The sequence below is a fragment of the Janthinobacterium sp. OK676 genome (assembly GCF_900103595.1).
Classification (GTDB): Bacteria; Pseudomonadota; Gammaproteobacteria; order Burkholderiales; family Burkholderiaceae_D; genus Janthinobacterium.
In genome coordinates this window covers 377268-401500 of sequence record NZ_FNHA01000001.1, presented here as the reverse complement: position 1 = coordinate 401500, position 24233 = coordinate 377268, and the positions used below count along the sequence as shown (strand labels likewise).

Sequence of the window (24233 nt, the reverse complement as noted above, 5' to 3'; positions counted from 1 at the left end):
CCACCACCGCATCAAGCCGCCACCCGCAACAACGCCTCCAGCCGCCGCTGCGCCTCCTCCAAAGGCCTGCGGTCGATCCAGCTTTCGATATCCACGTCGCGATCGAGGAAGCCGTGCTGCAGCTGAAAATCCTTTTGCTGGCGGAACAGCGCCACCTTGTCGTAGGACAGGTCGGGCGCCAGGGTCAGATGAAAACCGTCCCGATAAGCTTCCGCCACGGCGTCGGCGCCGGCCCGGGTCTCGCCCTGCAGGATGGCCAGCACGTCGGCCTGGTGGCTGCGGGCCCAGTGCGCGGCGCGCAGGGTCTGCGTCAAAAAGCGCACGACCAGCTCGAAATGCTGTTCCAGCATCGTTTCATGCACGGTGATCGGGCGCGGCGTGCCGTTGTTCACGCGGAAGCGCCGGTCCGGCAGGGCGTCGATGTCGATGCCCACTTCCAGCCCCGCCGTGCGGGCCGCTTCGGCCGCCGCCGCGCCTTTCACGTAGACGGCGTCGACTTCGCCGCGCAGCAGCGGCGCGATGCCTTGCCACAGGCCCGCGCCGAGATTGGCCGAGGGCTGGGCGTCGGCACCCACTTCCACCAGCCGTACATCGTCCAAGGTGAGGCCGGCCGAGGCCAGCACGCCCTTGTAGCCGGCCAGGCTCATGCCGCGCGCGATGCTGCGCCCGCGCCGGTTTTCGCGCAAGTCCTCGGCGCGGAACACGGGCAGCGCCAGGCGCTTGCCCTGCAGCTGCGCCGGCGTCGCGATGCCGGAGCCGGGGCGCACGAGGATGGCTTGCCATTCATCGATCCACGTCAGGCCGATCAGGCGCGTGGGCGCCCCTTGCGCGCGCGCGGGCAGGGCCAGCAGGTTGCCGCCTTCGCGCACGAGCGTGGACAGGCCGTGGTCGTAATGGTGGCGCGCCAGTTCGCCGCCCACTTCCTGCAGGGTTTTCAGGGCGATGCCGTCGCGGGCGAATTCCTCGTCCAGCCAGCCCAGTTTATAGGCCAGGCCCGTGGCCGTGGGCACGGGGCAGCGGGTGAACCAGACGGTATCGACGGCGGGGGATGTTGCGGTAGTCATGGGATTCCTTGGTGGTGGGTGAAGCCTGGAACCGTGCAGGAAACGTGCCCGCGCCGCTTGCTGGCTTGCCGACAGCGCGTGTGCAAGCTCCTGCTGCCATGCCAGCAGCCGCTGTTGCGCAGGCAGCAGTGCGCCACCATTTTCGGAGCCCCAGGGCTGGCACGCGTCTTGCGAAAGTAGAGGCATGACTGACCCGTATTCCAACTCAAGCAAATGGAGCATGACATGACAGACGTGGCACAAGCGGAAGCACAACAAGTACAGGCGCAGGACCTGACGGCGGCCGAACTGGCCTTCGTCGAGCAGGTGCGGCGCGACGCGCAGATCGCCTTCGACGGCTTGCGCGAGACGGGCAGCCTGACGGCCAACGGCACGGTGGGCTTTGTCGAGCGCACGCCGGGCGGCGACAAGGCCGTGGTGGTCAACGATCCGGGCCCGTTCCGTCGCGGCCAGCCATTGAAGGCGGCCGTGCTGGCGCTCGATGGCACGGTGATCGTCGGCGACGCGAATAACGGCGGTGCGCGCTATTTAAAGCTGTTCCGCGAACGGCCGGAAGTCACGTCGATCTCGCACGTGCACTCGCCATCGCTGGGCGCCTGGGCGCAGACGCACCGCACGCTGCCGATCCGCTACGTGCCCGTGCAGCGCTTCCAGCTGATACGCGAAATTCCCATCTATATCGACCGCCGCCAGCCGGAAGTCGATTTCATCCTCGGCGAAATCGCGCGCAATACGCATGCGACGGCCATCCTGGAAGCGAATGGCGGCGCCACCGTGTGGGGCAAGCAGGGCTTGCTGAAGCTGGCCGAGTTCATCCTGCTGCTGGAAGAGGGCGCGCAGATACAGATCGCGGCCGAAGCCATCGGCGGTTCGCGCGACTTCGGCCCCGGCGTGCTGCTGCAGCAATGGAAGATGAGCAAGCTGATCGACACGGCGCGCGCCTTGTCGTTATTGCCCGCCACCGACTTGGTATAAACCGTTCAAGAACAGGCCCACGATGTCATTGAAATTCTTACGTTTGCACTGGCGCGCGCTCGTCTCCGCCGCCTTGGCGGCCAGCCTGCTGGCGCCAATGATGGCCGCCGCCGAACCGTTGCCGGCCGCCGTGCGCATCGCCGTCGTGGCGCGCACGGCGCCGTCCGGCAAGACCGTGTTTGCCGGCTCGGCCGCCCAGGTGGCCTCGCAAGGCTGGCTGGCGGCCGAGCTGGGCAAGCTGGGCGTGAAGCTGGAATGGGTGCCCGTCACGACCAATTCCGTGGCGACGCAAGTCAACGAGGCGTTTGCCAACCACTCGATCGACCTGGCGCAGTATGGCGATCTGCCGTCGATTATCGCCAATGCCTCGGACTTGCGGACGCGGCTGATCTTGCCCGGCGGCAGCGCCAACAACACCTATCTGGTGGTGCCGAACGGCTCGACGGCCAGGTCGATCAAGGATTTGAAGGGCAAGAAGATCGCCCTGCACCGTGGCCGGCCGTGGGAATACCCGTTCGCGCGCCTGCTGGAAGCGAACGGCATGAGCTTGCGCGACGTGAAAATCCTCAACCTCAATCCCCAGGCGGGCGCGGCGGCCGTGGCGACCGGTGGCGCGGACGCCTTCTTTACCCTCAGCGACGCTTTCCTGCTCGAAGATAAGAGGGTGGGCAAGATCATATGGGCCAGCAAGGCGCCGCCGCAGGACTGGAAGATGCGCGCGGAACTGTGGGCCGACAGCGGTTTCCTGCAACGCTATCCGCAGCTGGCCCAGCTGGTGGTGACGGCCTATGTGCGCGAGCACCACCGGGCCGCCGGCGCCGGCGGCGAAGATGAATACGTGCGCACCGAGGCGGCCGCGGGCCAGGTGGAAAGCGTCGTGCGGCGCGAACTGGCGGGCGATCATACGCCGTGGCAGGCGCGCTGGTCGCCCCTGTTTACGGCCAGCCTGCGCCAGCATTACGTGGGCGAGGCGGCGTATGCGAAGAGCGCGGGCCTGATAGCGCGGCCCTTGCAAGTCGACAGCCTGTTCGCGCCCCAGTTCGTCAACCAGGCGCTGGCGCAGCTGAAATTGCAAACTTACTGGGCGCCATGACTTCCCTCACGATCACCCTGCCGCGCGCCCCCGCGCCAGCGCGTGCGGCTTCTGTTCCCCGGCTGCGGCGCTTTCTGCGCTCGCCCTGGTCCGTGTGGGCGTCGCCGCTGGCCTTGCTGCTGCTGTGGACGGCCGCCACCACCTTCGAATGGATGCCTGCGCACATTTTGATGTCGCCATGGCAAGTGCTGCTGACGGCGCGCGACCTGGCCGACAGCGGCGAACTGGGCCAGCACCTGGCCATCAGCCTGTTCCGCCTGCTGAGCGGCTTTGGCCTGGGCGCCAGCGCGGGCCTGGCGTTTGGCGTCGTACTGGGCTTGTCGCCAGGCTTGCGCAGCTATGTCGACCCCACCTTCAATGTCTTGCGCCAGCTGCCCACGGTCGCCCTGATCCCCCTGTTTATCTTGTTGTTCGGCATAGGCGAGAGTTTCAAGGTGTTTATCGTGGCCAAGGCCAGTTTCTTTATCGTCGCGCTGGCCGTGCATGACGCCATCCGCAACCTGTCGCAGCGCTACTTTGAAGTGGCGCAAGTGTATTGCTTTTCGCGCTGGCAGCGCATCCGCCTGATCGTCCTGCCCGCCATCGTGCCGGCCGCACTGACGGGCATGCGCATCGCCCTGTCGCGTTCGTGGATGGTGCTGGTGGGCGCGGAATTGCTGGCCGCCGACAGCGGCCTGGGCCAGATGATGGAAATGGGCCGGCAAATGTTCCGCCTCGACGTGGTGATGGTGGGCGTGGTGCTGACGGGCGTGATCGGCTTCGGCCTGGACCGGCTCTGCCATGCGCTGGAAGCACGGCTGATGCGCTGGAAACGGAATGGAGAATCTGCATGAAGCAGCGTTTGGTACTGATCATCAAGGGTGCGCTGCTGCCGCTGGCCTTGCTGGGCGCCTGGCAATGGGCCTCGGGCCAAGGCGCGGCGGCCGCCTATATCTTTGTCTCGCTGGGCGACCTGGCGCACAGCTTGCGCGACCTGGTCTTGACGGGCGAACTGTGGGTGCATTTGCGCGCCAGCCTGGGCAGGACATTGGCCGGCTTGCTGCTGGGCGGCAGCGCCGGCATCGTCACGGGCGCGCTGATGGCGCAGTCGCCGCTGGCGGACCGGCTGATCGGCCCGCTGTTCCACAGCATCCGCCAAGTCCCGCTGCTGGGCCTGATCCCCTTGTTGGGCTTGTGGGTGGGCAATGGCGATGGCGCCAAGCTGCTGGTGATCGCCATCGCCGCCTTTTATCCCACCGTGCTCAACACGTATGCGGGCATGCGGCAGGTGGAGGGGCGCTTGCGCGAAGTGGGGCAGGTGCTGACCCTGACGCGCACGCAGACCCTGCGCCAGATTCTGTTGCCGGGCGCCATGCCGGCCATCGTCACCGGCGTCACGCATGCGCTGGCGTTCGCCTGGCTCGCTTGCCTGGGTGGCGAACTGCTGTTTTCGGCTGGCCCCGGCATGGGTTCCTTGCTGCTCAATGGCGAAGTGTCGGGCCGCATGGACGTCGTCCTGCTGGCCGTGCTCGTGATCGCCTTGCTGGCGCAAGCGATGAACGTGGCGTTCGCGCGGCTCGCGCGCCTGTTGGTGAAGGGGCGCAGCAGTGAGTGAATCCTTGCCATTCCAGTCAGACGCGGCCGTCACCGCCCGCGAAGGCGAGCTGCGCGCCTTCCTGCTGCGCTTTATCGGCTTGACCTTGTTGTCTGGCGTGACCATCGGCATGAACAAGGTGCTGGCGACCCTGCTGGGGTTACATTTGCACGTGAGCAATTTCCAGCTGGCCGCGATCAGCAGCGCGGAAACCCTGGCCATGGCGCTCGGTACCATTCCGGCCGGCTATATCTTGTCGCGCGGTAATCCCAAGCATTTGTACGCGGGAGTGAGCCTGAGCCTGGCGCTGGCCTTTTGCGTGCTGCCGTGGCTGCCGGGCTGGCAATGGGTGGCCCTGCTGATGTTCTTGGTTGGCCTGTGCATCTCGCTGCGCATCGTTGCCATGAGTACCGTGTTTCTCGTGCGCCTGCCGGAACTGGGCCAGGGCAAGGCGGGCTGGTACAAGGGGACCTTGATCCTGGGCATGCAATTCCTCGGACCCTTGTGCGGCAATTACCTGATCGCGCAGCTGGGGCTCAAAGCAGGCTTTTTGATTTCCGCCCTGATGTTCGCCATCCTGGCCGTGCTGGGCTGGCAAGTGTTGCCCAGCAATACGGCGCCGCGCAAGCTGGAGGGCCAGGCTTTGTTGCCCGGCGCGGCCAGCCTGCGCGAACTGCTGCGCCTGCCCATCGTGCGCAGCACGTATCTGTTCGAGATCCTCGCCAGCTTTACGGCGTCCAGCGTGGGCGTGTTTTCCATCTTGCTGGCCATCCGCGTGCTGCACTGGCCTGCGCATCACTCCGTCTGGCTGATGGCCGTGCAGGGCTTGAGTTGCGTGCTGGTGCTGCTGCTCCTGGGGCGCTTCGTGCTGGCCAGCCGCTACCGTGAGCAACTGTATGGCGGCGCCCACCTGGCCATCATGGCCGCCTTGCTGATCCTCGGCCTATGGCCTTCCAGCATCGCCTACCTGGCCGCCTCCATGCTGCTGGGCCTGGGACTGGGCGTGAATAACCTCGTCAATACGGACAATATCGCCCGCGCGCCCGTCGACAAGGCCAGGGTCTCGGCCCACTTGACCCTGTTCGGCATGGTGGGTGGCACGGCCGGCGCGCTGGCGGCGGGCCGCCTGGCCGACCTGACGGGCTTGCGCAATGTGTTCCTGATCTGGCTATTTCCCTGGCTGGCCGCCTGGCTGGTGTTCCACGGCAGCCGCTGGCTGCGCCGGGCGCCGCCCGCCGCCATTCCTTCCCTCGCCCCCACCGCAGAGAGTGCGCCATGAATGATTTCGTTTCCCCATCGACCTTGTCGCCGCAACAGCAGTACCTGAGCGGCGGCTTGCAAGTGCAGCACGTGAGCAAGTCGTTTTCGCTGAAAGGCACGCCGCTGCCCGTGCTCGACGATATTTCGCTGACCATCGCGCCGGGCGAATTCGTCGCCATCGTGGGCGCGTCCGGCTGCGGCAAGTCCACCTTGCTGCGCCTGCTGGCGGGCCTCGATACGGATTACACGGGCTTGCTGCTGCACGATGGCGTGCCGATACGTGGCACGGATCTGCGCCGGGGCCTCGTGTTCCAGGACCACCGCCTGTTTCCCTGGCTGACGGTGCAGCAGAACGTGGCCGTGGCCTTCAGCAATACCAAGGTGCCGCTGGCCGAGCGGGCCGCCCGCGTGGCGGCGGAAATTGCGCGCGTGGGCCTCGATGGCTACGCGGATGCCTACCCGCATCAGTTATCGGGCGGCATGTCGCAACGGGCGGCCATTGCCCGCGCCCTCGTCGGGCGGCCCGACGTGCTGCTGCTCGACGAGCCGCTCGGTGCGCTCGACGCGCTGACCCGCTTGCGCTTGCAGCAGGAGTTGCGCCGCTTGTGGCAGGACGAGGGCATCACCATGGTCATGGTCACGCATGACATTGATGAAGCCGTCTATCTGGCCGACCGTATCGTCGTGCTCGACGCCCGCCCGGGCAAGGTGCGCCGGGTGCAGGACGTGCCGCTGGCCCACCCGCGCCAGCGCGGCTCGCCCGGTTTTGTGTCCATCCGCGATGGCTTGCATGCGGATTTCAGCGACCTCGACGAATCGCATGCGCCCGTGGTGCAGGAAGAACACCCGAGCAGCTTGTGGGATGGCAATGAATGGGCGCGCAGGATGGCGCTGTAGTTTCCTTTTTGACTGGTCCACCCACTCTGGAGATACAAGATGAACAATGAAAATCAAGTAGCAAAGCAAGCACTCGACACCCTGTGGTACACGCGCTGCCCCGTCCCCACAGGCTTGGGGATCGCCCTGCAGCAAGGCTGGCTGGAAGACGCCTTGCGCGCCGACGGCACCAGCTTGCGCTCCTTGCGCGAATCCGACCAGGAAGCCGTGCGCGAATCGCATTTTGACCATACCTTGCAAAATTCCGTGCGTCACGGCGGCAATATTCCCGCCCTGTGGGCACGCGCGGCGGGGCGCGAGACGCGCGTGATCGGCCTGTCGTGGTCGGACGAGACGCAGTTGATCTTGACCTTGCCCGACAGCGGCATCCAGACCGTGCGCGACCTGAAGGGGCGGCGCTTCGGCTTGCCCTTATGGGCCAAGGCGCAGATCGATTTTGCGCGCGCACAAGCCTTGCGCGGGCTGGAAAACGCGCTGAGCCTGGAAGGGCTGGTGGTTGCCGACGTGGAACTGGTCGATTATGTGGTCAACACGGGCCAGAGCGAAACGGCGCCGGAGCAGGGCGCGGCGACGAATCTGTTCAGCGGGGCGCGGCGCGGCGGCCAAAGTCCGGAATTGCTGGGACTGCTGCGGGGCGAGGTGGACGCCGTCTTCCTGAAAGGCGCTTCGGCCGCCCAGCTGGCGCAGCAGTTCGGCTTGCACACGGTGATCGACACGGGCATCCATCCGGAACCCCTGATCCGCGCCAACAACGGCACGCCGCGCACCCTGAGCGTCGACGCGCACCTGCTCGACAGGCATTTCAATTCCGCCGTGACCCTGGTCGACCAGGTGCTGCGGGCCGAAGCGTGGGCGCGCGGCCATGCGGACGAGACGCGGCGTTTCCTCGCGCGCGAATCGAATGCCAGCGAGCACTGGGTGCAAGTGGCGTACGGCAAGGATGCCCATCTGCGGCTGGACACGGACCTGGCGGAAACGTCGGTCGCGGGTTTGCAGGATTTCAGCGACTTTTTGTTCCGTTGGAATTTCTTGCCCAGCAAGGTCGACGTGCGCGCCTGGATCGATCCCCGTCCTTTCGAAGCGGCGCTGGCGCAGACGCGCCGGGCGGCTTGAGCGGCAAGCACGTCAACAGTGGCCATGTTCGATGATGAGGAGAATGCGATGCGGCGACGCACGGTGATGGGCGGGCTGGCCTTGCTGCCCCTGGCGGGACAGGCGGTGTCGGCGGTGTCGGGGGCGAAAGCGGGGGCGCCGCCGGCGGCCCTGCGCATCGCCTCGACGGGTTTTGCGGAAAACGGCAAGGCGGAACTGGGCGGCATCGCTTACCGGGTGCAGCAGGAAGGCTGGCTGGCGCGCGAACTGAAGCAGCGGGGCGTGCGGCTGGAATGGCTGCCCGTCACGGGAGACACGGGCGCGACCATGAACGAGGCGTTCGCCAGCGGGCGCATCGACATGGCCGCGTATGGCGACTTGCCATCCGTCATCCTCAACGCGGGCGGCGTGCGCACCCAGGTGATCGTGCCGGCGGGGCGGGGCACGGACCAATTCCTGCTGGTGCCCACGAGTGCGCGCGCCACGTCCCTGGCCGAGCTGAAGGGCAAGCGCATCAGCGTGCACCGGGGCCGGCCGTGGGAACTGGGCTTGCGCCAGCTGATCGCCGACCAGCGCATGTCACCCACGGATTTCCGCTTGATTAACATGGATTTGAAACCGGGCACGGCCGCGCTTGCCACGGGCGCCGTCGACGCCTTGTTCATGATCAATGGCTATCCGCTGGAAGACAAGGGCATCGGCCGCATCATCTGGTCCAGCAAGGGGCTGCCGGAACGCAAGATGCGGGCGGAACTGTGGGCGCGGCGCGACTTTACGCAAGCCCATCCCGACATCGCCGAACTGGTGGCCACGGCCTGGTTGCGGGCCCAGCACTGGGCGGCGCTCGATGGCAACCGCGAAGCGATCATCAAGGATGGCACGCGCAATGGCACGCCGGACAGCGTGGTGCGGCGCAGCTATGACGATCCGGGCCTGCAGTGGAAGGAGCGCTGGTCGCCCCTGTACGACGACGCCGTGTACCGACATTACCGCCGGGTGCTGGCGTTTGCGCAGGAACAAAAGCTGATCCGCCAGCCCTTGACGGCGGAAGAATTGCTGGAACCGCGTTTTGTCGCGGCAGGCCTGAAAAAGCTGGGCCTGGCCAATTACTGGGAACCGGCCAAGGTGTAGTGTGGCCGTGGGGCGTGGCTTAGCTTAATGCGGCAGGCACACGCGCCCCGCCACATTGACCACGTCGTCACCCGCATGCGCGCGCAGTTGCAGCAGCATCAGGGCCACGCCCAGCATCAGCGCCGCGGCGCAGAGTTTCTTGTGCATCGTCTTTCCTGTTCGTACGTTCGATGGAGGTTTGCCAGCATATTATTGCCCAAATTCAGCGTGCGGATGAGTAAATTGCCAAGTGTGCTCTACAATTATGCATCTGCGCATCCGCGCCATCCGAATTCTATGCATAGTATGTGAAGGGAATGACAAGCCTGTGACTTCCAAGCCGATCAAGATCGCCGCCACCGTCGTCGTGGCTCTCGCCGCTGGGGCCGGCATCTATACCTACACCCGCCCGGCCGCCACCGACGCTCCCGGCGCTCCCGGCGCTCCGGTCCCGGCCAACCCGGCCGCCGCACCGCAATCGACCGTCGATACGGCCGCCGTGGCCGCTCAGTTCCGCGACTTGCTGGGCAATTTCCGCAAGATCATTGTGCTGCTGGCTGACGAGCAAAGCTTGCCCGAAGGCGCGCGTGACGAAGCCCGCAAGGTGGGGCAGGCGCTGTTCCATGAAAACCAGGAACGCATCGCCAAGCTCGATCTTGCGCTTGATCAATTGATTGCGCCCACCAATCCTGGCCGCTTCGAGGCGCTCGACAGCCTGTTGACGTATATCGAATCCGATCCCGGCCTGTACGACGCGGACCGCCTGGCGTTCCGCGAACTGCTGCAAAGCATGCTGGCCGACGTGGCCAAAGACTCGTCCTTGCCGGCGATCAAGCTGCACAAGCGCATTTCCGAAGACCTCGACGCGCTGGGCGAGATCGAGCGCAATTATGAGAAGGAAATCCGGCAAATCTTCGGCAACCTGGGCCAGCGCGCCATCGAACTCAAGCGCGAACGGTGGGACGATTACGTGGCGCAGCTGAAAAAACTCTACAGCCGCGAACAGATTTTGAAGGAAAACGGCATCGTCGTGCCGTATGCGGTGCCGCCGGCAGGTTCCGTGCCCGAAGCCAAGCCGGCACCTAAAAAAGACGAAGCGGAAATCTTTGGCCTGGGCTTGCCGAAGAAAACCATCGTGCTGACCTTCGACGACGGCCCGCACCGGCGCTACACGGAAGAAATCAGCGCCATCCTGAAACAATATGGCGTGCCGGCCGTGTTCTTCAACGTGGGCCGCAACCTCGGTTCGCTCGATGCGGAAGGCCACGCCAAACTGGGCGCGGGCGCGGAAGTGAGCCGCAAGCTGATGAAAGAGGGCTATGCCGTGGGCAACCACAGTTTCAGCCACGCACAGCTGTCGAAACAGACGGGCGACAAGCTGAAGGGCGAAATCCTCGGTACCGACACTTTATTAAAGGCCATCAGCCCCGAGCGGGCTGCGCTGTTCCGCTTTCCGTATGGCGCGCGCAACAGCGAAGGCATGGCCGCGCTGGCCGATGCGCATCTGAAATCCGTGATGTGGAATATCGATTCGCTGGACTGGGCCGACCCCGTGCCCAGTTCCATCACGAACCGGGTGCTGGCCTCCGTCGACAAGGCGGGACGCGGCATCGTCCTGTTCCACGACATCCACGAACGCACGGTGAAAGCCTTGCCGGCCGTGCTCGACAAGCTGATCGCCGAAGGCTATCAATTCGCGGGCTGGGATGGCACGAGCTTCCAGGTGGCGAAAAGCACGGCGCCCGCGCCCGAAAAAGTGCCCGTGACCACCGGTTACGCCAATTCCTGGGCCGTGGTGATCGGTATCGACGATTATGCCAAGTGGCCGAAATTGCAATATGCGGTGCGCGATGCGCAAGGCATCCGCGAAACGCTGATTGAAAAGTTTGCGTTTGCGCCCGAGCGTGTCGTGACCCTGAAAAATGGCGAAGCGACGCGCAACAATATCCTGGCCGCCTTCCATGACAAGCTGGCCCATGGCGGCGTGCAAAAGAATGACCGCATTTTTGTGTTCTTCGCCGGCCACGGCGCCACGCGCAAGCTCAGTTCCGGGCGCGACCTCGGCTATATCGTGCCATTTGACTCCGACCCGGCGCAGTTCGCCACGGATGCGATCCCGATGACGGAAATCCAGAATATCGCGGAGTCCCTGACGGCCAAGCACGCGTTCTTCGTCATGGATGCGTGCTATAGCGGCCTGGGCCTGACGCGCGGCGCCGGTTCCAGTTCCTTCCTGCGCGACAACGCCAAGCGCATCGGCCGGCAAATGCTGACGGCCGGCGGCGGCGACCAGCTCGTCGCCGACGGCGGACCGAACGGCCACTCCGTGTTCACGTGGACCCTGTTGCAGGGCCTGGCGGGCAAGGGCGACCTGAACGGTGACGGCCTGATCACGGCGACGGAACTGGCGGCCTATGTGGCGCCGGCCGTGTCCAGCGTCTCGAACCAGACGCCCGCGTTCGGCAGCTTGCCCGGTTCGGAAGGGGGCGATTTCGTCTTCGAATTGCCGGGCGAGACGGAATTCCTCAGCCCGAACACGACGCAGCTGTCGACGGAAGCCATTGCCCTGAACAGCAAGCTCGACGCCAAGCCGGCGGCAGCCAGCGTGACGGTCAAGGATTTGCAGGGCGGCGAACAGAAGATCGTCACGCCAGGCGCCGTGCCGACCTCGACGCGCCAGCTGGCGCAGCGGGCCAACGACCGCGGCTTGCAGCTGTACAAGGAGAAACAATATGCGGCGGCGGAAGCGCAATTTACGGAAGCGCTGAAATTGCGTCCCGACTTCGCGCTGGCGGCCAACAACCTGGGCTTCGTCTTCTACAAGCAGGAAAAATACCGCGAAGCGGCCCGCTGGTTTGAAAACACGGTCAAGATGGACCCGTCGCGCGCCATCGCCTATCTGAACCTGGGCGACGCGTATGCCAAGGCCGGCGATGCGGCCAAGGCGAAGGCGGCCTATAAAACCTATCTGGAACTGGCGCCGACGGCAGCGACGGCGCCAGCCGTGCGGCAAAAGATGGAGAAGCTTTAATTTTGCCGACAGTCCACGTATTTGCCTGCAGCGGCCGTTTCCCCAGTTGGGAAGCGCTGCAGGCCTACCTGTCGCCCACGTACACGGACGATGGCGATGCCGTGCCGTCCCCATTCATCCTGGAAACGGGTCTCACGCAGTACGAGCCGGCCTGTTTCGAAAGCGCCATGCTGGCGTCGCCCGCGCCGCTGGCGCAATTGCTCGATGGCGTGTCGTATCCCGACAGCTGGCTGGCGCAGGCGTGCGCGGACGCGGATGGGCAAGGCGTGCTGGCCGACACGGCCGTCTGCGTGTTTGCGCCGAACCAGCTGGCGCACCCGCAGCGCAGTGTGCTGCATTACGTGGGCAGCTATGCCTACGCCGGTGGCTGAGCGCCGTCCTGGCGCTCTTCATGCAATAACTTGTTGACCGTGGCCAGCAGGCTGGTGCCCGACGTGGTGATGAAACGGGCGCCCGCCGCCTGCGCTTCCGTGCCGTAGCTGGCAACCGTATCCTTGCTGCAATACACGACGATGGGCAGTTCCGGCAAGGTCTGGCGCACTTCGCGTACCGTGCGCACGCCCGCATCCTTGATCCGGCGGCCGTTTTCCACCCTGGCCATGTCCGTGATGAACAGCGCGTAACGCTTCTGTTGCAGCATGGCCAGCGCCTGCCGCGTCGATACGGCCTGGTCCACCTTGATGTTTTCCCGTCCCAGCTGTTCCACCAGCAAGGTATTGTTGCGCGGATGGTCGTCCAGCCACAGCACCAGGCTGGACGGTTTTTGCGCCGTCGGCACGCCGGCCAGGGCGGTGACGGCCGCGCCGCCATCGGGCGGGCGGGCCAGCAGCAGCTGGGTGACGGCTTCCTGCATGTCGTCGAGCGATTTTTGCTGCAAGCGGCTCAGTTCCGTCACTTCGATTTCCTTGCCGCTTTCCAGGCGCACGGATTCATTCTTGACGAGATTGTCCGCCCGCTTGATGATGATGGACAGGTAGATGCGCGTAAGCAAATAGCCGATCAGGAAGCCGTGCACGGAAAAGAACAGCATGATGCCGCCCACCACGGCCATGGCCGTGGGCGTGTCGGTGGCCAGGCTGGGCGCGATGAAGGCGGCCATGCTGCGCGCGCTGCCGGGCAGGCTTTTGAGCTCGATCAAGCCCACGCCGACGATGATCTTCGTCAGCCAGTCCGACACTTCCACCAGGTTCGAATTGATTTCCATGGGCGTGGGCGTGCCCAGGAACAGGGTATTGCTGGCGTTGCCAGCCGCCGCATCGGTCCCCGCGGCCGGTGGCTCGTCCGCGGGGCGGCCCTTGCCGGCTGCCCGCTCGTCGGGCGGCGCCATGTTGACGGTGCCCGAAGGCAAGGTGCGCGGGATGCCGAACAAAAAGCCCAGCAGCATGCCGCTGACGCAAAAGCCCAGGCTCCACAGCAGGGCCGGCACGGCGTGGTAATAGGGCGGCAGCAGAGCGCCCGCCAGCACGGCCAGCAAGCCCGCCAGCAGGATGAACAGCAGGATGTAGGGCAGCACGTCGCGTTTGCGCACGGCCGCGGCGGCGGTTTTTGTTGCCTTGCTGGCACTGTCGCTCAGATCCACAGCCGCTCCTTGAAAAATCCTGAATCCAGGCACCGAGCCTGCCGCGTATATAGTCCGTGGGAAGCCCATGCTGACATCATAAAAAGGGAAGACGCGATGCGATTGATAAAAAGCAAACGGATGGCAGCTTGTGCAGTGGCATTGTTGAGCGTGGGACGCCAGGCGCTGGCGCAGGACGGGGCCGCACCCCTTGCCGAGGAAGCGCGCATCGTGCGCGTGGCGGGCCACTACGACAACGCCGTCGGCACGTCGGACGCGGCCAGCCAGGGCGTCATCACCAGTGAACTGATCATCAACCGGCCCGCCTTGCGCACGGGCGAATTGCTGGAATTCGTGCCGGGGCTGATCGTCACCCAGCACAGCGGCGACGGCAAGGCCAACCAGTATTTCTTGCGCGGCTTCAATCTCGACCACGGCACGGATTTCGCCACCTATGTCGACGGCATGCCCGTCAACATGCGCACGCACGCGCATGGCCAGGGTTATTCCGACCTCAATTTCCTCATTCCCGAGCTGGTGCAGCGTATCGACTACAAGAAGGGGCCGTATTTCGCCGGCGAAGGCGATTTCGCTTCGGCAGGCAGCGCCCGCATCCGCCTGGCCGACAAGTTGCCGCAGGGCCAGGCCAGCATTTCCGCCGGGCAGCACGGCTACGTGCGCGGCGTCGTCGCCGATTCGTTCGCCGCCGGGCCAGGCACCTTGCTGGTCGGCCTGGAAGTGAACCGCAACAACGGTCCCTGGGACGTGCCGGAGCGCGTGCGCAAGTATAGCGGCCTGCTGCGCTACAGCCAGGGCACGCAGGACGACGGTTTCAGCGTGACGGGCATGGCCTATAAAAACGGCTGGAACGCCACCGACCAGGTGCCGCTGCGCGCCGTGGAATCGGGCCAGATCGGCCGCTTCGGCAGTCTGGCACCCAGCGACGGCGGCGACACCTCGCGCACCAGCCTGTCGTATGCCATGCGCAAGCGCATGGAGAACCGGCTATTCGAATTCGATGTCTATCTGATCCGCTCGCAGCTGGAACTCAATAGCGACTTCACGTACTTCCTCGCCGACCCGCAGCAGGGTGACCAGTTCCAGCAAAGCGAGCGGCGCACGGTGGCGGGCGTGAACGCCAGCGAAAGCTGGACCACGCAGCTGTTCGGTCTTCCCCTGCGCAACAAGCTCGGCGTGCAGGCGCGCTATGACCGCCTGTCGCCCGTGGGCCTGTACAACACGCTGGAGCGCGTGCGGCAAAGCACGGTGCGCGAAGACCGGGTGCGCGAAAGCAGCATCGGCTTTTACGGCGAAAACACGGTGCAATGGCTGCCGTGGCTGCGTTCCGTGGCGGGCGTGCGCTATGACGCCTACCGTTTCAAGGTCGATAGCAGCATAGACGGCAACAGCGGCTCGGCGAACGACCACGTGGTGTCGCCGAAACTGTCCTTGATTCTTGGTCCGTGGAGCAAGACGGAATTTTTTGTCAATTACGGCAAGGGATTCCACAGCAACGACGCGCGCGGCACGACGCAGACGCGCCTGCCCGACGGCGAAGCGTCTGCACCGGTGACGCCGCTGGTGCCGACCAAGGGCATGGAGCTGGGCGCGCGCACGGAATGGCTGCCGGGTTTGCAAAGCTCGTTGGCCCTGTGGCGCCTCGACATCGCGTCGGAATTGCTGTTCGTGGGCGACGCGGGCGAAACGGAGCCGAGCCGCGCCAGCCGCCGCCATGGCATCGAATGGAACAACCACTATATTGCCGCACCGTGGCTGCTGTTCGACCTGGACCTGGCCGCTTCGCGCTCGCGCTACACGGAAAATGATCCGGCCGGCAATTTCATCCCTGGCTCGATCGACAAGGTGGCCTCGTTCGGCGTGACAGTGACGGACCGGGGCCCATGGTCGGGCGCCTTCCAGCTGCGCTATTTCGGTCCTCGTCCCTTGAACGAGGACAACAGCGTGCGCTCGGCCTCGACGACCCTGGCGTATGCGCGCGTGGCGTATCAGATCAACCGCAAGACGCGCTTGTCGCTCGACGTGTTCAACCTGTTCGACAAGCGCGCCAGCGACATCGATTACTACTATGCGTCGCGTTTGCCAGGCGAAGCAGTGGACGGGGTGAGTGACCGGCATTTCCATCCGGTCGAGCCGCGTTCCGCGCGCCTGACCTTGTCATACGCGTTCTGATAACGGTAGACTGGGGCATGACAGATCACTCAGTAAATACCAGCAAATTCCTTTCCCTCATACTGCGCCACGCGCCCGAAAAGATCGGCCTGGTACTCGATACCCAGGGCTGGGCCGATATCGGCCAGCTGCTGGCGCTGGCGACCCGGCATGGGCGCCGCATTTCCCGTGAGCAATTGGATGACGTGGTGGCGCGCGACAGCAAGACGCGCTACGCCATCAGTGCCGACGGCTTGCGCATCCGCGCCAACCAGGGACACTCACTGGCCGCCGTCGATATCGCACTGCCGCCCGCCACGCCGCCCGCCATGCTGTACCACGGTACGGCCAGCCGCTTTGTCGACGCGATACGCGCCGGCGGCTTGCTGGCTGGCGCGCGCAATCATGTGCACCTGTCCGGCAATCGCGAAACGGCCGTGGCCGTCGGCGCGCGCCATGGCAAGCCCGTCGTGCTGACGGTGGATGCGGCCGCCATGCAGGCACGGGGCCATGTGTTTTACCTGTCCGACAATGGGGTGTGGCTGACGCAGGCCGTGCCGGCGGCATTCATCGGCTTTGCCTGACTAATTAATGACTTAGCGCTTTGGCCCTGGCTTGCCCCTGGCGCTTGCGGCGCCAGATCAGCACGCCCGTCACGCTCAGGCCCGCCACCAGCACGCCCATGGCGCAAATGAACATTTTAAAAGGCCAGCCCCACATCGAGGCCATGTGCAGGGCGCTGATCCAGCTGCGGATGGTGTCGCCGCTGGCCGCTCCCGTGGGAAGCCAGGTGGCCAGTTGCCGGCCGCTGGCCGCGTCGAAAAAGACGGTGGTGAGTCCCTTGTGGGCGCGCACGTCGCGGCTGCTGCGCACGTTGTAGCTGTACACGCCCAGCGCGCGTTCATAGGCCAGCGCATTTTCCTCAATGATGGTGAATGCGTGCTGGCGCGCCAGCGCGCCCATCAAGTGGCGGCCCTGCGCGCGCGCGGCGGGCCAGTCCAGCTGTGGCCCCGGCGACGGCGTGTGCCGCGCGACGATTTCCTCGGTACTCTGGTGGGCAAACAGTGGATGCATGACGGCCGCATAGGCGCCGTACAGGTTGAAGGCGACGCCGCTCCAGGCAAACACCAGCAGCATGGCCCACAGCCACAGGCCGCCCGCGCGGTGCAGGTCGAACACCAGTTTATAGCTGCCGCCGTTGCGGCGCAGCAGCCACGATGGGCGCCAGCGCAGCAGCCAAGGTTTGCTGCCCGGCGAGCGTTTTTTCAGGCGGGCAGGGAAGGTCAGGGCGGCGCCGATGAAGCAGTCGACCGTCCACACGATGGCGATCAGGCCGAACATCAGCAAGCCCGTGTCGCCCAGCGCCAATGCGTAATGGAGGCGCTCGATGAAGGGCAACAGGTTGATGGCGCCCTCGCTGATTTCACCCCAGCGGCGCTGGCCAAGGATCGCGCCCGTGTAGGGATCGACGAACACCTCGTCGCTGGCCAGCGGTGTGTCTTCGGGCTGGCGCAGGTAGAACACCATGCTGTGGCCGGGTGGCGCGGACAGTGGCGCGTAGCTGACCTGCGCCAGGGGAAAGCGCGCGGCGATCGTCTCACGCAACAGCAGGGCGTCGAGCGGTGCCGCACCAGGCGTGGGCGGCGCCACGCGGAAGACGGCGGGCAGCATGACCGCCTCCAGTTCATCCTTCCACGCCAGCGCGCTGCCCGTCACGCCGGTCACGATGAGGAAGCCGGCCATCAGCAGGCCGGCATAGCGGTGCAGCGCCGCCAGGACGGGGCGCATGTGCAGCGAAGGCATCAGAAGCGGTACATGGCGCTGACGTTGGCCGTGCGTTCGGCATTGCGGTAGCACAGGTTGGGCAGGTAGCCGCAGTCATACAGGGTCTGCTTGTTCAGCACATTGTTGACGTTGAGGGCGAACTGCCACGGCCCGCGCGACACGCCCAGCGCCGCATCCCACTGCGTGATGCCGCCATTGCGGATGTTCAGGTTTTCGCCGTCGGAGTTCGAGCGCATGGCACCGAGAAAGCGCATGCCCAGCGCCGCATACGCGGGCAGGCTGCCGGCCAGCGTGAACGATTGGCGGGCCCAGGCCGAGGCGCTATGGCGCGGCGCGCCCGCTTGCTGCAAACCCAGGTCGCCATTGTTGCTCTTTGTGACCTCCGTATCTAGGTAGGTGTATTGGGCGATCAGGCTCAGACGGCTGGCGAACTCCGTGCGCGCTTCCAGTTCGACGCCGCGCGACTTGACCTGGCCCGTCTGCAGCAGGAAACCCGGATTCCCGATGTCGGACGTGGAGACATTGTCGCGCACCAGGTCGAACATGGCTGCCGTATAGCTGGCGCGCTGGCCCACGGGTTCGTAGCGGACTCCGGCTTCGAACTGCTTGCCTCGCGACGGTTTCAAGGCGCCGCCGCCCATCGTCGTGCCCAGTTCGGGCGAGAACGAGGTGGCGTAGCTGACATACGGCGCCCAGCCGTCATCGAACAGGTAGACGGCGCCCAGGCGGCCCGTGGTGGCCGATGGCGACTGGTGGTAGTCCGGTTTGACGGCGCCGTTATTGAGGTCGGTGACGTCGCGCGATTGCGTGGCCTTGTCGCGGCGCAGGCCGGCGGTGACGACCCAGCGGTCCCATTTCAATTGATCCTGCGCGTACAGGCCCAGCTGGCGCGAAGGGGCATCGGCGCGCGTGGGCGCCTTGGACGGGACCAGGGGCTGCTTCCCGTACACGGGCTGGTACAGGTCGAGCGGCTCGATGAAGCCCCGCTGGTGACGGTAGTCGTCCGTGTTGCGGATGTTCGCGTAATCGACGCCCAGCAGCACCTGGTGCGTCAGGCCGCCCGTGGCAAACCGCGCCTGCAGCTGCGTGTCGGCGAACAGGCTTTTCGAGTCCGTGTCGACGGGCCAGAAATATCGATCAACGGTACCGTCGTCGTTCAGGCCTCCGGGGAACATGTCCGTGCGGTCGTTCTTCAGGCGCGTGTAGCGCAGGTTCTGGCGCAGCGACCAGGTATCGTTGAATGTGTGCTCGAACTCGTAGCCCAGCATGGTATTGCGGCGCTTGAAGCGGTTATCGTCGCCCATCAGGTTCACACTCGGATCGACCTGGCCGCGCGGGCCCGGCTCCAGCAGCTGGTTCGGGAACGCGTACTGCTGGTTGTCCTGCTCGTAGCGGGCCAGCAGGGTCAACCGCGTGGCGGGGCCTGCCTGCCAGGTGAGCGAGGGTGCGAAGTACAGGCGGTTGTCGCGGTCGCGGTCCAGCCGCGTATGGGCTTCGCGGCCCAGCATGACGACCCGGTAGGTCCAGGCGCCCGGCGCGTCGATGGTGCCGCCCACGTCGGCTTTCAGCTGGCGGCGCTGGTAGCTGCCGTATTCCACGCCCACTTCGCGCACGGCGTCCGCGCTGGGACGCTTGCTGACGGCGTTGACCATGCCGCCCGGCGGTATCTGCCCGTACAGCACGGACGCGGGGCCGCGCAGCACTTCCAGGCGTTCCAGGCCATACGGTTCGATCGAGGCGCCAAAGGTGCGCCCCGAATTGCGCAAGCCATCTTGCAGGATGCCGTTCGTTTCAATGGTGAAGCCGCGCAGCAGCGAGGAATCGTCGCTGCCCAGCGGGCGCTGGTTCGGCGTCACGCCAGCCGTGTAGCGCAGGGTTTCATCGAGCGACTCGGCATTGCGGTCGCTGATTTCATCGGCCGTGACGACGGACACGGATTGCGGGTTTTCATTCAGGGCCGTATCCGTCTTGATGGCCGAGCCGGCGCGGCGCGCCACGTAGCCGCGCACGGGGCCTGTCGCCGTTTCGCGTTCGCTGCTGGCATTGATGGTGATGGCGGGCAGGGTGGCGCTGGCCTGGGCCGGCGTGGCTGCCGGTGCAGTCTCCGCCCGCAGCGCATACGCGCCGTTGGCACCCGCCACCACGCGCACGCCCTGGCCGTGCAGCAGTTCCTCGAAACCCTGGCGCACCGTGTAGCTGCCTACCAGGCCGCCGCTGCGCTTGCCCTGCAACAGGGCCGCGTCGGCCGACAGTTCCACGCCGGCCGCGCTGGCGAACGTGGTCAAGGCCCGTTCCAGCGGTCCCGCGGAGACCGCGTACTGGCGCTTCGCTTGCGTCGTGTCGGCCGTCTGCGCATGGGCGGCAGGGGCCGTGACGGCGACGGCGCCCACGGCGGCGCCTGCGAGGAACAGGGCCTGGATGGCAGCGGCGAGGGGGAACGCACGCAGTTTGTGCGCAGGTGCGGTCAGGCGAGGAGGCATGGTGCAAATCCTTGGAAAGTGGCAGGAAAAAATCGGTTCTTCCCGTATTCCGAACGAAAAGCAAAAACCCTCAACGTTTTTTCACTTATTTTTTCAGCTGGCCTGGCGCGGCCCCACGCTGACCCAGTAGCGCGTGCGGTAAACCAGCTGCACGGGCAGGCTGGCGGCCAGGTTGGCCAGCGAGCGGTCCGTGTCGCGCAGCGAATACACGCCCGTCACGCGCAGGCCGGCGATCGATTCGTCGCAGCGCAGCACGCCGTGGCGGTAGCGCCCCAGCTCGGCCAGCAGCACGTCCAGGCGCATGCGTTCGGCCACCAGGCTGCCATCGGCCCAGGCGGCGGCGCTGTTTTCGACGTTCGTCACATCTTGTACTTCCAGGCGCGTGTAGCCGGCCTGCTGGCCGGCCTGCAGGTGCAGGGCGGGGGCGCCGTCACGCATCGGCTGCAGCGGCTGCAGGGCGACTGTGCCCTGGAACACGGCGACACGGCTCTCGCCATCATCGAGGCGCACGCTAAAACGCGTGCCCAGCGCCGTGGCCGTGCCTTGCGGCGTTGCCACCAGCAGCGGACGGTAGACGGGCGCCGTTTCGTGCGCGCTGGTGACGAGGATGGCGCCAGCGCGCAGCACGATGCGCCGTTCACTGGCGCCGTAGCGCACGTCGATGGCGCTGGCCGTGTCGAGCACCACGTGCGTGCCGTCGGCCAGCACGATGGCGCGCGTCTCGCCAACAGCCGTGCGGTAATCGCTGGAGGTGCGCTGCCACAGGCCGGACTCGTGCACCAGCAGGGCCGTGCCGCCGACCGCCGCGATCATGGCCAGCAGCTGCAAGGCGCGCCGGCGGCTGGTGGTATGGCGCGGCGCCGTTGCCAGGGCGTTGCGCGCCACGTCGCGCGGTAACGTCTCGAATTGCCGGGCAAAGCGCTGCAGCCGGGCCCAGGCCCGTTCGTGTTCGGGGTGGGCGGCGCGCCAGGCGGCGCAGGCGTCGGCATCGGCCGCGCTGGCGTCTTCCGCCCACAGCCGTGCCATCCACTCGGCGGCGCGCTGCAGCACGGCGGGGGCGATGGGGGCGCTGTCCAGCTGGGAGCTCATGCGAATTGCGCCGCGCAGCAGGCCAGCAGCGCGCGGGCGATGTATTTTTCCACCGACGAGACGGAAACGTCCAGGCGCGCGGCGATGTCGGCGTAGCCCATGCCTTCGAGTTTGCACAGCAAGAAGGCGTCGCGCACTTTATGCGGCAGGCTGGCGAGGATGGTATCGATTTCCATCAGTGCCTCGACGATCAGCGCGCGCATTTCCGGCGTGGGTGCGACCGCTTCCGGCTGCGCGGCGATGGTGTCCGCGTAGGCTGATTCGATATGCCGGCGACGGAACAGGTCGACCACGAGGCCGTTGGCGATCTGCGCCAGGTGCTGGCGCGATTCGTCGCGTCCGGGCGCGCGGCCCCGCGCGAGGATGCGCAGATAGGTGTCGTGCGCCAGGTCGGCCGCATCGAAGGCGTTGCCCAGCTTGCGGCGCAACCAGCCCTGCAGCCAGCCGTGGTGGTCGCTGTAGAGCACTTCGATTTGCCGATGCAGTTCCAGTTCGGGGCGTAGCATGCAACCTTTCCATGCCATGGTCCGCGGACAAACAGGCCTTGATGCGATTGAGAATTGTTCGTATTGTAGCCCGGTTGTGCGCGCTTGTGGCTCGCTTGTGGCCGGCTAGTGGCTGTCCAACAACGCCATCAGCTTGAAATCAGCTTGATGTCGACCACTCTCTCCACCAGCCAGACGGCCGCCACCAGGGCGATGGCCAGCGAACCCACGGTCAGCACTTGCCGGTAGAACCAGGTCTTGCGCAGCAGCCAGGCGAGGGGTAAAAACGCGGCGACGATGGCCAGCTGCCCGAGCTCCACGCCCACGTTGAAGCCGAACAGGCTGGCCAGCAGGGACCCCTGCGGCAAGCCCAGGTCGCGCAGCACGCTGGCAAAGCCGAAACCGTGGATCAGGCCAAAGGCGAAGGCGGCCACGGGGCGCTTGCCGCGGAACAGCGGCAGCAGGTTGTTCAGCGCGGCCAGGATCACGGAAGCGGCGATGGCCGATTCCACCCAGCGCGACGGCAGGGACACGAGCGACAGGCTGGCCAGGGTCAGGGTGATGGAGTGGGCGAGCGTAAAGGCCGTGACGACTTTGAAAACGTCAATAAAAGCCGCATTCAAACCCAGATGCGAGGTCCGGGGTCGGACCCTCAGGGTCCGACCCCGATTTTCTGCCGTTGGGTTTAAGCGCTTTTGTTGCTCGCTTATACCAGGCAGCAGCACAGCCGGCAGCAGCAAGGACAGCAAAAACAAAATATGGTCGTAGCCGATCCAGATATGCCAGACGCCGTGTTTCACATACGCGCCGAACTGCGCCAGGCGGTCGGGCGTGGCCAGGGAAATCGTCTGGCGCGGACTGTCCGGGTCGAAGATGGCCGTTTGCGTATTGCCACCGCTATCGATTTTGACGAGTCCCTTGTGCTGCGGGTCGAGGTCGGCGAACAGGGTGTAGCCGATGGCAAGGCTGGCTGGCGCAGCGCCGGGACAGCTGGCCTGGAAGCGCAACACGCTGTAGGCGCCGTCCGTGTGATGGTCGAGCAGCTGTTCGACGGCTTTCAAGGGGCACGCGCCCTGGTCGCCGGCCACGTGCAGGCGCTGCAGCGCGTAGGCGGCGATGGCGGCGTGGCGCGCGCGGATTTCATCCCAGGTCAGGGCGCCGTCGCCATTGCCATCGAGGCCGATGGCGAAATCGAGGTCGCGCAGGGCGATGTCCCATTGCCCGTCGATCTGCTGGCCGTGCACGGCCAGGCTCAGGTAACTGTCGCTGGGCTTGTGGGCTTGCGCGGGCGCTAGCCACAGCCACAGGAGCAAAGACATGGAAAGCAGGCGCAGTTTCACAGGGTCCCCGCTTTCTTGTTAAAACTGATCTTCTGCCCATCCTGCGGCCCCAGCTGCCTGACGAGGCGCTGCAGGGCCACGTCTTCCACGCCATTGGCCGCGATCCAGGCCAGCACGGGCTGTGCCGCCGCATAGTTGCGCGCGGCCAGCGATGCTTCCAGCAAGATGCGCATGTCGGGCACTTCCTTCTGGATGGCCCAGTTTTTCTGCGCCAGTTGCAGGGCGACGGGGATATCCTGCTGCAAGAACAGGGCGAAGCGGGCCTGTTCGCGCTGGTGCACGGTGTCGCCCCGTTGCATGGCGGCGTTGAAGCGGGCTGCCAGTTCCGCTTTCGCCGCCAGGAAGGCCGGCTGCTGGCTGGGCAGCGCCTGCAGGGCCAGCGCGTAGCGCAGCAGCAGGGCATCGATGCGCTGCTGCTCTTTCAGCAGCTTGGCGACTTCCTGCGGGCGCTGCCGGTCGAGCAGGAAATCCGCGTAGGCGCCCAGCAGATAGCTGTCGCGCGGCTGCTGCGCCAGCGCCTTGGTGTAGCGGGCTTCGGCCAGCGCCCACTCTCCGCGCCGCGTGGCCATTTCCGCCAGCAGTGTTGCTGCCCAGCTTTCCAGTTCGGGCGCCGCGCCGGCGCTACGCTGCAAGGTCAGTTCCAGCAAGCGCTCGCTGGCCGCGGCGCGGCCCGTGACGCTGGCGATGTTGGCAAGGCAGGTGACGGTGACGAGCTGCGTTGTCAAGGCCGACAGCCGGGCGCAGCTGGCCGTCGCCTTCGCGTAGTCGCCCTGCACGGTGAGCACGGTGGCGCGCGTCAGCCAGGCCTGGCCGTTGCCTGGCTCCTGCGCGATGACGGCGTCGAGATCCTGCAGCGCGGGGCCGAAACGGTGGGTGCTTTGCAAGATGGTGGCGCGCAGCAGGCGCACGGGGACGGGTGGCGCCGCTTGCCGCCACCAGGGCGCCAGCGCCGCTTGCGCATAACCGAGGTAGCGCGGATCCGTGTCGCTGCGGGCCAGGGCAATGTAGCGCTGCGCCAGGCCGCTGGCCAGCGCCAGGTCTTGCGGTTTGGCGTCGAGTTGCTGGCGCAGGCTGCGCAGGGCCAGCTGCGTGGCGTCGGCGCGGCGCGGCAGCTGTTCGATGACGGCGCTGCCGTCTTTCGGCGTGTAGGGCGCGGCCAGGGCCAGCAAGGGCAGGCAGGCGCACAACAGGGAAATCGGTGTTTTCATCGTGGACGCCGTCGACGGGAATGG

21 protein-coding genes are annotated in these 24233 nt (G+C 65.9%); 12 read left to right on the top strand and 9 right to left on the bottom strand.

Annotated features, from left to right (window positions below; genetic code table 11):
- Positions 1 to 11: 11 nt before the first annotated feature.
- Complete coding sequence (locus tag BLU39_RS01915; protein ID WP_092708893.1) at positions 12 to 1064, bottom strand: ABC transporter substrate-binding protein; 1053 nt, start codon at positions 1062 to 1064, stop codon at positions 12 to 14.
- Between the two features lie 225 nt (positions 1065 to 1289).
- Here BLU39_RS01915 and BLU39_RS01910 point away from each other — a divergent pair, with 225 nt between their 5' ends.
- Genes BLU39_RS01910 through BLU39_RS01875 form a run of 8 tightly spaced genes read left to right on the top strand, consistent with a single transcriptional unit; the run spans position 1290 to position 9085 of the window.
- Entirely contained in the window at positions 1290 to 2039 is a 750-nt protein-coding gene (locus BLU39_RS01910; RefSeq protein WP_092709858.1) for a class II aldolase/adducin family protein, read from the top strand.
- A 22-nt stretch (positions 2040 to 2061) separates the two neighbouring features.
- On the top strand, positions 2062 to 3132 hold the full coding sequence (locus tag BLU39_RS01905) for a PhnD/SsuA/transferrin family substrate-binding protein (protein ID WP_092708890.1): 1071 nt from the start codon (positions 2062 to 2064) through the stop codon (positions 3130 to 3132).
- On the top strand, positions 3129 to 3965 hold the full coding sequence (locus BLU39_RS01900; protein WP_092708887.1) for an ABC transporter permease: 837 nt from the start codon (positions 3129 to 3131) through the stop codon (positions 3963 to 3965). Before BLU39_RS01905 ends, BLU39_RS01900 begins: the two co-directional genes overlap by 4 nt.
- Positions 3962 to 4726, top strand: a complete 765-nt coding sequence (locus BLU39_RS01895; protein WP_092708884.1) for an ABC transporter permease — start codon at positions 3962 to 3964, stop codon at positions 4724 to 4726. Before BLU39_RS01900 ends, BLU39_RS01895 begins: the two co-directional genes overlap by 4 nt.
- Positions 4719 to 5984: an MFS transporter gene (locus BLU39_RS01890; protein ID WP_139178121.1), complete on the top strand. Its 1266-nt coding sequence runs from the start codon at positions 4719 to 4721 to the stop codon at positions 5982 to 5984. Before BLU39_RS01895 ends, BLU39_RS01890 begins: the two co-directional genes overlap by 8 nt.
- Positions 5981 to 6862, top strand: a complete 882-nt coding sequence (locus BLU39_RS01885) for an ABC transporter ATP-binding protein (protein ID WP_092708878.1) — start codon at positions 5981 to 5983, stop codon at positions 6860 to 6862. The genes BLU39_RS01890 and BLU39_RS01885 overlap by 4 nt, the downstream gene beginning before the upstream one ends.
- A gap of 39 nt (positions 6863 to 6901) precedes the next feature.
- A complete protein-coding gene (locus BLU39_RS01880; RefSeq protein WP_092708875.1) occupies positions 6902 to 7975 on the top strand; it encodes an ABC transporter substrate-binding protein in 1074 nt (357 codons plus the stop codon).
- Positions 7976 to 8023: 48 nt separating this feature from the next.
- Positions 8024 to 9085, top strand: a complete 1062-nt coding sequence (locus BLU39_RS01875) for an ABC transporter substrate-binding protein (RefSeq protein ID WP_157808750.1) — start codon at positions 8024 to 8026, stop codon at positions 9083 to 9085.
- A gap of 24 nt (positions 9086 to 9109) precedes the next feature.
- Here the strand turns inward: BLU39_RS01875 and BLU39_RS29130 are convergent, their stop codons facing one another.
- Positions 9110 to 9232 (bottom strand): hypothetical protein, encoded by a 123-nt coding sequence (locus tag BLU39_RS29130; RefSeq protein ID WP_256267169.1) that lies wholly within the window; start codon positions 9230 to 9232, stop codon positions 9110 to 9112.
- A 160-nt stretch (positions 9233 to 9392) separates the two neighbouring features.
- Between BLU39_RS29130 and BLU39_RS01870 the strand changes: the two genes are divergently transcribed.
- Positions 9393 to 12095 carry a polysaccharide deacetylase family protein gene (locus tag BLU39_RS01870; RefSeq protein ID WP_092708870.1) on the top strand — a complete coding sequence of 901 codons (2703 nt, stop codon included), beginning with the start codon at positions 9393 to 9395 and terminating at the stop codon, positions 12093 to 12095.
- Positions 12096 to 12097: 2 nt separating this feature from the next.
- Positions 12098 to 12466 (top strand): immunity 22 family protein, encoded by a 369-nt coding sequence (locus tag BLU39_RS01865; protein WP_157808749.1) that lies wholly within the window; start codon positions 12098 to 12100, stop codon positions 12464 to 12466.
- On the opposite strand, the gene BLU39_RS01860 is transcribed toward BLU39_RS01865, so the two are convergent.
- Entirely contained in the window at positions 12451 to 13674 is a 1224-nt protein-coding gene (locus BLU39_RS01860; RefSeq protein ID WP_175539181.1) for a response regulator, read from the bottom strand. The two genes, BLU39_RS01865 and BLU39_RS01860, sit on opposite strands and share 16 nt — an antisense overlap.
- A gap of 120 nt (positions 13675 to 13794) precedes the next feature.
- Here BLU39_RS01860 and BLU39_RS01855 point away from each other — a divergent pair, with 120 nt between their 5' ends.
- Positions 13795 to 15843 (top strand): TonB-dependent receptor, encoded by a 2049-nt coding sequence (locus BLU39_RS01855; RefSeq protein WP_254788857.1) that lies wholly within the window; start codon positions 13795 to 13797, stop codon positions 15841 to 15843.
- Positions 15844 to 15860: 17 nt separating this feature from the next.
- Positions 15861 to 16406 carry an RNA 2'-phosphotransferase gene (locus BLU39_RS01850; RefSeq protein WP_092708859.1) on the top strand — a complete coding sequence of 182 codons (546 nt, stop codon included), beginning with the start codon at positions 15861 to 15863 and terminating at the stop codon, positions 16404 to 16406.
- Positions 16407 to 16410: 4 nt separating this feature from the next.
- Here BLU39_RS01850 and BLU39_RS01845 read toward each other — a convergent pair whose 3' ends face one another.
- From BLU39_RS01845 to BLU39_RS01820, 6 genes are all read right to left on the bottom strand, one after another.
- The gene (locus tag BLU39_RS01845; RefSeq protein ID WP_198511155.1) at positions 16411 to 17625 is read right to left on the bottom strand and encodes a PepSY-associated TM helix domain-containing protein; all 1215 of its coding nucleotides are present in this window, start codon (positions 17623 to 17625) and stop codon (positions 16411 to 16413) included.
- Positions 17625 to 20087 carry a TonB-dependent siderophore receptor gene (locus tag BLU39_RS01840; RefSeq protein ID WP_092708856.1) on the bottom strand — a complete coding sequence of 821 codons (2463 nt, stop codon included), beginning with the start codon at positions 20085 to 20087 and terminating at the stop codon, positions 17625 to 17627. Before BLU39_RS01840 ends, BLU39_RS01845 begins: the two co-directional genes overlap by 1 nt.
- Positions 20088 to 20180: 93 nt before the next feature.
- Positions 20181 to 21176: a FecR domain-containing protein gene (locus tag BLU39_RS01835; RefSeq protein WP_092708853.1), complete on the bottom strand. Its 996-nt coding sequence runs from the start codon at positions 21174 to 21176 to the stop codon at positions 20181 to 20183.
- On the bottom strand, positions 21173 to 21682 hold the full coding sequence (locus BLU39_RS01830; protein ID WP_092708850.1) for a sigma-70 family RNA polymerase sigma factor: 510 nt from the start codon (positions 21680 to 21682) through the stop codon (positions 21173 to 21175). Before BLU39_RS01830 ends, BLU39_RS01835 begins: the two co-directional genes overlap by 4 nt.
- 128 nt (positions 21683 to 21810) lie before the next feature.
- Positions 21811 to 22980 (bottom strand): HupE/UreJ family protein, encoded by a 1170-nt coding sequence (locus BLU39_RS01825; RefSeq protein ID WP_092709852.1) that lies wholly within the window; start codon positions 22978 to 22980, stop codon positions 21811 to 21813.
- Positions 22981 to 22997: 17 nt separating this feature from the next.
- Positions 22998 to 24209: a tetratricopeptide repeat protein gene (locus BLU39_RS01820; protein ID WP_092708847.1), complete on the bottom strand. Its 1212-nt coding sequence runs from the start codon at positions 24207 to 24209 to the stop codon at positions 22998 to 23000.
- Positions 24210 to 24233 lie beyond the last annotated feature (24 nt).

Bases quoted from the DNA above. Each gene is read 5' to 3' on its own strand.
- BLU39_RS01830 (WP_092708850.1), bottom strand. From the start codon at position 21,682: ATGCTACGCCCCGAACTGGAACTGCATCGGCAAATCGAAGTGCTCTAC.
- BLU39_RS01835 (WP_092708853.1), bottom strand. From the start codon at position 21,176: ATGAGCTCCCAGCTGGACAGCGCCCCCATCGCCCCCGCCGTGCTGCAG.
- BLU39_RS01840 (WP_092708856.1), bottom strand. From the start codon at position 20,087: ATGCCTCCTCGCCTGACCGCACCTGCGCACAAACTGCGTGCGTTCCCC.
- BLU39_RS01825 (WP_092709852.1), bottom strand. From the start codon at position 22,980: ATGTCTTTGCTCCTGTGGCTGTGGCTAGCGCCCGCGCAAGCCCACAAG.
- BLU39_RS01910 (WP_092709858.1), top strand. From the start codon at position 1,290: ATGACAGACGTGGCACAAGCGGAAGCACAACAAGTACAGGCGCAGGAC.
- BLU39_RS01885 (WP_092708878.1), top strand. From the start codon at position 5,981: ATGAATGATTTCGTTTCCCCATCGACCTTGTCGCCGCAACAGCAGTAC.
- BLU39_RS01820 (WP_092708847.1), bottom strand. From the start codon at position 24,209: ATGAAAACACCGATTTCCCTGTTGTGCGCCTGCCTGCCCTTGCTGGCC.
- BLU39_RS01855 (WP_254788857.1), top strand. From the start codon at position 13,795: ATGGCAGCTTGTGCAGTGGCATTGTTGAGCGTGGGACGCCAGGCGCTG.
- BLU39_RS01880 (WP_092708875.1), top strand. From the start codon at position 6,902: ATGAACAATGAAAATCAAGTAGCAAAGCAAGCACTCGACACCCTGTGG.
- BLU39_RS01850 (WP_092708859.1), top strand. From the start codon at position 15,861: ATGACAGATCACTCAGTAAATACCAGCAAATTCCTTTCCCTCATACTG.
- BLU39_RS01875 (WP_157808750.1), top strand. From the start codon at position 8,024: ATGCGGCGACGCACGGTGATGGGCGGGCTGGCCTTGCTGCCCCTGGCG.
- BLU39_RS01905 (WP_092708890.1), top strand. From the start codon at position 2,062: ATGTCATTGAAATTCTTACGTTTGCACTGGCGCGCGCTCGTCTCCGCC.
- BLU39_RS01915 (WP_092708893.1), bottom strand. From the start codon at position 1,064: ATGACTACCGCAACATCCCCCGCCGTCGATACCGTCTGGTTCACCCGC.
- BLU39_RS01900 (WP_092708887.1), top strand. From the start codon at position 3,129: ATGACTTCCCTCACGATCACCCTGCCGCGCGCCCCCGCGCCAGCGCGT.
- BLU39_RS29130 (WP_256267169.1), bottom strand. From the start codon at position 9,232: ATGCACAAGAAACTCTGCGCCGCGGCGCTGATGCTGGGCGTGGCCCTG.
- BLU39_RS01845 (WP_198511155.1), bottom strand. From the start codon at position 17,625: ATGCCTTCGCTGCACATGCGCCCCGTCCTGGCGGCGCTGCACCGCTAT.
- BLU39_RS01895 (WP_092708884.1), top strand. From the start codon at position 3,962: ATGAAGCAGCGTTTGGTACTGATCATCAAGGGTGCGCTGCTGCCGCTG.